At 71.6% G+C, this 7,696-nt stretch carries 5 protein-coding genes; 1 reads left to right on the top strand and 4 read right to left on the bottom strand.

The features are described 5' to 3' along the window. Positions 1-887 (bottom strand): type II secretion system F family protein (locus NBZ85_RS24200; protein WP_261562656.1); only part of this gene is annotated, 887 nt, incomplete at its 3' end. Continuing rightward, entirely contained in the window at positions 887-2,194 is a 1,308-nt protein-coding gene (locus NBZ85_RS24195; protein ID WP_261559322.1) for a TadA family conjugal transfer-associated ATPase, read from the bottom strand. The genes NBZ85_RS24195 and NBZ85_RS24200, both read right to left, overlap by 1 nt. 593 nt (positions 2,195-2,787) lie before the next feature. Here NBZ85_RS24195 and NBZ85_RS24190 point away from each other — a divergent pair. Next, positions 2,788-4,443: a PAS domain-containing protein gene (locus NBZ85_RS24190; RefSeq protein WP_261562655.1), complete on the top strand. Its 1,656-nt coding sequence runs from the start codon at positions 2,788-2,790 to the stop codon at positions 4,441-4,443. 207 nt (positions 4,444-4,650) lie between these two features. Here NBZ85_RS24190 and NBZ85_RS24185 read toward each other — a convergent pair whose 3' ends face one another. Both NBZ85_RS24185 and NBZ85_RS24180 read right to left on the bottom strand, forming a co-directional pair. After that, entirely contained in the window at positions 4,651-6,603 is a 1,953-nt protein-coding gene (locus NBZ85_RS24185; RefSeq protein ID WP_261562654.1) for a helix-hairpin-helix domain-containing protein, read from the bottom strand. A gap of 473 nt (positions 6,604-7,076) precedes the next feature. Then, positions 7,077-7,571, bottom strand: a complete 495-nt coding sequence (locus tag NBZ85_RS24180; protein WP_261559325.1) for a DUF6912 family protein — start codon at positions 7,569-7,571, stop codon at positions 7,077-7,079. Positions 7,572-7,696: the final 125 nt, after the last annotated feature.

The raw sequence follows: 7,696 nt of genomic DNA, 5'->3' as shown, positions 1-7,696 counted from the left end.
GCCGGGTGCTGCGCGGCGGCGATGGCCCCGCCGCGCAGCACCCGGCCCTCCTCGGGCAGCCGGCCGATCCGTTTCATCAACAGGTAGGCGAGGGCGGACACGCCGCCGCCGCCGATCAGCACCAGCACGCCGGTCGGGCTGTCGTACGCCTGCACGTTCTGGCCACGGGTGGCCAGCAGGAGCAGCACGATCCAGGGGGCGGCGAGCGCGAGGCGGGCGGCGTTGACCGTCCAGCCCTGGCGGGTCTCCAGCTCCGCCCGGGTGCGGGCGTCCTCGCGCAGGAAGGTCGACAGGGTGCGCAGGAGCCGGCCGAGGTCGGTGCCGCCGACCTCCCGCGCCATCCGCAGCGACTCGATGATCCGGTCGGCGACCGGGTCGGCGAGCTCGTCGGCGAGGCGGTCCAGGCAGGTCGAGAACGATCCGGTGGCGCTGTAGTCCTCGCCGAAGCGGGTGAACGCCGGGCGTAGCTGCACCGGCCCGCGCACCCCGACGGCGGCCAGGCCCTCGGGCAGCGACATCCCGGCCCGCACGGCGCTGGCGAGGTTGTCGACGACGTCCGGCCACAGCTCCCGCAGGTCGTGGATGCGGCCGTGCCGGCGGCGCACGACCAGCGCCCGCGGCAGCAGGCTCGCGAAGACCACGAACGCGCCGGCGAGCGACAGGGTGCCGGTGAACGCCAGCACGAGAAGACCGACGAGCAGGCCGAGCCCGGCACTGATCGCGACGAACTGGCGGGGGCTCAGGCCGCGGATGCCGGCCTGGGCGAGCAGCTCGGCGGTGGTGTGCTCCCAGCGCATCGTCGTCGGGCCATGCGACGCGCGGGGCCGGCCGCTGGTGATGATGAGGAACAGGCCGAGCCCGCACAGCAGGCCGAGAAAGATCCCCATCAGTGCTCCACGGCGATCTCGGGCCAGCCCCCGCCGGGTCGGCGGTGGGGATGGTCGCGGTCCCCCTGGGCGAGCAGGGCGGGCAGGTCGTAACCGGCGCGGGTGAACCGGTCGACGTGCGGAGGGAAGCCGTCGGCGCGGACGAGGCCCTCGGCGCGGGAGCGGTAGATCTGGGCGATCTCCACGATGTCGCCCTCGGCCCGGCCGGGCAGCGCGACGATCTCGGTGACACGCCGTCGGCCGGAGACGTTCTTCTCCAGGTGGACGACGAGATCGACGCTGGCGGCCACGGTCGGTACCACGAAGGCGTGGCTGACGTTCTCCCCGGCGAGCAGTGGCAGCGTGCACAGCTTCGTGACGGCCTCCCGGGCCGAGTTGGCGTGCAGGCTGCACATCCCCGGCAGCCCGGAGTTCAGCGCGATGAGCAGGTCCAGCGCCTCCTCCTGGCGGACCTCGCCGACCACCAGCCGGTCCGGGCGCATGCGCAGCGCCTCCTTGACCAGCCGACGCAGCCGGATCTCCCCGCTGCCCTCCAGGTTGGCCTGCCGGGTCTGCATCGCCACCCAGTCCGGCGCGCGCAGCTTCAGCTCGAAGACCTCCTCGCACGAGATCACCCGTTCGCGGGCGGGGATCGCCGAGCCGAGGCAGTTGAGCAGTGTCGTCTTCCCGGCCTGGGTGCCGCCGGCGACGATGATGTTGAGCCCGGAGACCACAGCGGCCTCCAGGAACGCGGCGGCGGCCGCGGTGATCGTGCCCAGTCCGATCAGCTCGTCGAGGCTGCCCGCGCTCAGCACGAACTTGCGGATGTTGATCGACCAGTGCACCCGGGTCACGTCGGGAATCACCACGTGCAGCCGGGAACCGTCCGGGAGCATGGCGTCGACGAAGGGGGTCGACAGGTCCACCCGCCGGCCGGACGATTTCAGCATCCGCTCGACCAGATCCTGCACCTGGTCGGCGGTGAGAATTGTCGTCGTCAGCTCGCTGCGACCAGCCCGGGCGATGAATACCCGACCCGGCTCGTTGATCCAGATCTCTTCGATGGTGGGGTCGTCGAGATGGCGCTGCAACGGCCCGAAGCCGGCGACCGCGTCGTAGACCAGCCGGGCGGTGACATCACGGTCGACGACGGGCGGAAGGTCACTGACGAGAACGCGTTCCTCATAGTCGGCGAGCACCTCCTGAACGAGCTGGCGGACCTGAGCCGGATCGCGCACGGGATCCAGGGAACGCCGCCGGACGAGCTCGCGGACCTCGTCCTCCACGAGCGATGTGGCGTCCAGCCAACCGCCACGTGCCACCGCCACGAAAACCGCCGCTCCTCCAGCTCCGCCTCTTCCTCGCTCGGACAATTGCTACGAAGCGTAGAAAGAAGGTCACTGCTTATCAAGCCCTGACCATCAGGGCGGACGCAACAACGTTCGCACAACCCCATCCGGGGGTGTGGGCCGGGTCGGGCACAGACAGGTCACGGTGTGCACAGCGTCCCACCTTGACCACACATAAAGTCACTCTCCGCATTCGATACGCGGTCGCGGATCGAGGGGTGCCCATCGCCCTACGCGTACATCCCGTAGATCGGTCGTCCGTCGACCGCCTCGGAAACGCCCACAGGATTTCGCCGCCTAATCGTCCCGGAGGCGGTAACCTCGCGGCGGTCCCTAACCCGCTCATCCGTGAAGCCACAATCGCCTACTGGGTCGACCGGTGGAGCCTCCCCCACCCCGCCGATCTCACCCGGTAAGCCACCAACGCCTGCCTCGGGGGTCCCTTCCGTGTCCGGTCAGCCATCGATCCGCGGGCTCGCCAACCGCTGGCGAGAAGCCCATCCGCCCACCACGGTGGCGCCGCCCAGGACCTGCCTGCAGCCCGCCACGCGCGGCCCGAAAGGGGCGAACCGATGAGCGGAGACCGGGATTTCCAACCGTCGGACATGTTCGACAAAGCCGCTTGGAAAATGTTTTGGCGGATTGTGGAGAATTGCCCTGTGGCGGTATTCGCCACGGACGCGGTCGGCCGGCATCTCTTTGTGAACCGGCCGTGGTCCGAGCTGACCGGAATTACCCGCGACGAGGCAGTCGGATGGGGATGGGACCGGGTGGTCCATCCCGACGACGTTGCCACGGTGGGCGACCATTGGCGGCGCCTGGTCACGCATGGCGACGGGTTCTCCGCGCAGATTCGACTGGTCCGGCCGGGCGGGACCGCCCGTCGGGCGATCATTCAGACGGTGGCGACGTCCGCCGGCGACGGGCGGCGCCGTTTCGTCGGCACCCTCACCCCGGCGCCGGTCGGCGCTCCCACCGCGGGCGGCATCGACCACCGCGACGCCCGCGGCATGGGCACCCCGGCGCACCCCGACAGCCAACCGCACACCGCCGGTCACCCGCATCCCGCCGGTCACCCGCTCCCTGATGCCCTGACTGACCCTCTCGCCGACAACGACGCCGAACACGTCACACCGCCCAGCGACTCGGGGGCGGGGGCCGGGGCACCGGCTCTCAACGCCTTCGACGCGGCCTTCCTCGACGAGCAGCTACTCGGCCACGAACTGTTCGGCCAGGAGAATGCCGAGCCGGAGGGCATCCTGCCCGGCGGCCCCGATCGCTACGAACTGTTCGACGGGCTGGGCGGCTACGACCCGTTCGACGATGCAGCCCGTACCTTCAGCGACTCCGCCGACGATCCGTTCCGCTGGCCCGACAGCCCGACCGGCGCAGACGATCCGGACCACCCGGACGGACCGGACCGGTTCGGCGACGGCTCAGCCGATCCCGCGCCGGACCTCGGCGGTCCGGTCATCGGTCATCCCGCCGGAACTGGGCACCCCCTGTCCGGGCCCCCGACGCGGTGGTCCGATGCGGACGACGTCGCGGCGAATCGGCGTTGGACGGTCCCGCTGCCCCGCCGGCCGATTCCCGGCGAGCCCACACCCGGCTGGTCCTCCCCCCGCGAGGCTTCGGAGGACCGGTCGCCGGCCTACCCGCGCGGCGCCCTACCGCCCGGCGCCGAGTGGCGCGCCGCCGTCGTCCTGCACCGGGACGAGAACGCCGATCTGCATCCACGCCCCCCGCACACCGACGGACGGCAGGCCGAGGGCTGCGGCTGCCTGTTCGCGCAGACGCAGCGGATCGAGGAGGCCTGCCGGGACCGGGAACGCTGGCTGACGACCCTGCTCGCGGAGCTTGCGACCGCGGTCCTCATCGCCGACCGCGACGGCAGCGTCGTCGCCGTCAACCAGATGTACTGCGACCTGTTCGATCTGGCCGACTCCCCCGTCGACCTGGTCGGCACGGACTGCCGTCGGCATCTGCGGCCGCGGGCCGGACTGGTCGACGACCCGTCTGGCTTCGCCGCCCGCCTGGACACCCTGCTGCGCCGACGTCGCACGCTGCGCCGCGAGCCGGTCATGTTCGCCGACGGCCGTGTCTTCGAACGCAGCCACATCACGCTGACCGCGGCCGACGGCTACCGCGGTCACCTGTGGCTCTACAGCGACGTCACCGACCGCCGAATCCTCGAGGCCGAGATCGAGGGGCTCATCTCCGGGCTTTGAACACGACCCGGCAGGGCCTCGTCTCTCCCTCTCTCGCCCAGCGACGCCCTGCCTGGACGAGATGTCCCCGGCGTGCCTCACCGGCCGCACCCGACCGCCGCGCCTTGCGCATTTTCTGTAACCGGTTGCGCACGGAATCGCGCCGAGACCTACTAACGACGGTTCTGGACCGTAAAACCGTGCCTGAGCCTCGGCGCGATCTGGCCGCTAGTAGACGCCGCCGTAGTGACGCACCTGAAGATCCTGGGCCTGGCCCACCCAGTCGTCCGAGATGATCCGGTCGCCGAATCCGTCGAGCTTGTGGGCCAGCCGTTCGACGTCGGTGTCGCCCATCTCGGCAAGCTGGCTGAAGGTCGTGATGCCCAGCGTCCGCAGCCGCGACTCAATCACCGGGCCGATGCCGACGATCTCCTTGAGGTTGTCGCCGCCGGCGACAGCCGGATCGAGCAGCCCGTTCCAGCGCGGCGCGGACTCCTGGACGACCCGGCCGCCCGCGGCCTGCTCGCCCATGGCGCCCGACCACACGCCCGGCGTGCGTGAGGGCCCGCCACCGGTCGGCGCCAGGACCCCGGCCACCGCCGACGGCCGCTCCTTGGTGACGCCGGAGGAGGCCCTGGCCCTCATCCGGGCGAAGTCACCGGAATCCGGCCGCACCGGCTCGGCAGCATCAACCGGCGCTGGAGCGTCGGCCGGCGCTGGAATATCGGCCAGCTCGGTTGCATCGGCCGGTCCCGCAGCCGCGGCCGGCTCGGCCGCGGCCGGCTCGGCAGCGGTCGGCTCGGCAGCGCGGGTCTGCGCGAGGGGCTGGAGCGGACCGGCTGCTCGGGCGGAGCGGGCAGCACGCGCCGACGCCACGGCCTTCGCCGTACCGACGATCTCTGCGTATTCGATGGCGGCCGAGTACTCCACCCGGTCCCCGGCCTCGAGAGTGGAGCTTTCGCGCGTGGAAGCCTCGACGGCGGCGATGGGCTCCGCGATCTCGGTCTCGGTGCCCGTGGCGGTAACGGCGTCGGCGTCGCGCCCGAGCGCGGACTCGGTCCTGGAGATCCGGCCGAGCAGGCTGATCCGTTCTGCGGCCCATTCGGCCTGATGCCGGTCGAGGCGCGTGGTCATGGTCGCGACGAGGCGCTGGGAGTCCTCCGCCTCGGTGCGTGCCATCGCCAGCCGGGAGGAGAACTTCGCGGCCCGGCCTTCTGCCTCGGCCAGCTGCTGGCGCAGCAGCTCGGCCTCGCGCGCGAGCTCCGCGACGGTTAGCCCGGTGTCAGCCGGGGCGGTGACCGCGCCCGCCTGCGAGCCATCGTCCGCTACACGCTCCCCGCCGACGCCAGCCCCGCCGACGCCTGTCGCGGCCTCGATTCTGGCGCGCAGCGTGGCCTCGATCTCCTCGACCCGGGCGCTCGCCGTCATGGCGTGCCGCTCCGCGGCGCCGATCCGTTGCTCGGATTCGGCGGCCCGCTGCTCGGCCACGGCAAGGCGGGCGGTCAGATCGGCCTTCTCCAGGGCGGCGTCGTCCCGCTGCCGACGCAGCAGGGCGACGAGCTCGGCGACGGGTTCACCGACGCGCACGGCGTTGATCGGCAACGCGATCGGCCCGGTGGTGGCAAGTTCCGCACCAACCGCGTCGGGCCCGGTGGTACCGGCGACGGCCGGGCCCGCGGACAACTCGTCGGCGCCGAGCCCGGTGTCGGCGCCGACCTCGAACCCTTCACCGGTCCCCGGCAGCTCGTCGGCGTCGAGGCGCGGGGCGGGCCCGGGCAACGCCTCAAGCTCGAGCCGGGCGCCTTCGGCGAATATGTGATCCTCGCGCCCGGCGGGTTCCACAGCCTGCCTGGCACCACCCTGCAGCGGGGTCTCGCCACCGTGCTCCCGGGCGCGGGACGTGATGGCGAGCGGCGCTCCCGTGTCCTCGGCCATCCCGGCACCGGCCATCCCGGCACCGGCCATCCCGGCACCGGCCACCTCGGCACCGGCCACCTCGGCGTCGGGCACCTCGGCGTCGGGCATCGGCGCGTGGCCTCCGGCCCTGGGAACCGGCTGACCGTCGCGGGTCTGGCGCACCTGCCGGCGTAGCGGGGCGATCAGGAACACCCACGCCAGCGCGGCGCCGATGAACATCGCCACCAGCACGTACGCCAGGATCTGCCCGGCGAGGTACAGCATCGGCTGCCAGCCTCCTTACGCGGTTGGGTCATCGAGATCCACGCCCGCCCGAGCCAGCAAGCCGGCACGAGGGATGTTGGGAGAAAAACGGACCATCGACACCAACCGGGCGGGAACCCGGCCGGCGCCTCACTGCCTACCTACGCATTATTCGCAACACACGACATCGGCCGTACCCCGGGGAGGCACAACCGTTGTCCATCCAGACCAGTTTGCGTGGAGAAAAGTCGGCCACGGACGCCGATCGGTGAGCCAGACCACCGCACTGGAACCGGATGGCCACCCTGAGCGCCGTCCGATGCCAACATTTCACGCCGGGTAAGCACCGGTCCAGACATCATGCCCCAACGAACCATCAATGGGTGTGGTCTGGGTCGCACCGAACGGCACGCCGCCAGGCGGCGAGCCCGGGCGGCCGGCGCCGAGCACCACCAGCGTGACCGGCCTACTCCCCCATCGCGGGGCGCGCCTGCTCACAGCAGGTCGGGCAGCTCCTGCGGAGCGAACCAGAGCAGCTCGAAGCCCTCGACACTGTCGACGATGAAGGCCGCGTCCTCGCCGCCGAGGTCAGCCTCAACGATGTGATCGGCCGCCTCGGCCACGGCGTCGAGGACCTCCGCGTCGTCGCCGTCGTCGACATGGATCGCTCCTACGGCCGACCAGGGAACCGGAAAGTCGATCTCGGCGGCGCCCCGTTCGAGATCGTCACGGACACGGACGTCGCCGTCGGCGAGGTCCGCGACGAAAACCAGGCGCCGGCGCGGTGCCGCCGGGTCGGCGTCGAGCAGGCGCAGGCTGGCACGCGCCGCGTCGTGGAGCACCGCGTACTCCAGCTCCTCCTCGGACTCCGACTGGGCATACCACTCGCGCAGCGCCGGCGTGACCGCAAAGCCCGTCCCGGCCGGCACCTGCCCGGACTCCCATACCGATCGCGCGGCGATGAGCGTGGACGGCAGGTAGATGCGCACCCGAGCAGTCTCGCAACCAGTCGCGCCGGACGAACAACGAGGGTCCCACCCGACGGGCGGTACGGGCGGTATCAGCGGTAGAGGCACGGTCTCGACCGTGCCTCTACCGCTGATACCGCCCGTAC

The organism is Frankia tisae (genome assembly GCF_025403405.1).
Classification (GTDB): Bacteria; Actinomycetota; Actinomycetes; order Frankiales; family Frankiaceae; genus Frankia; species Frankia tisai.
This window is presented reverse-complemented; position numbering and strand designations above follow the sequence as displayed.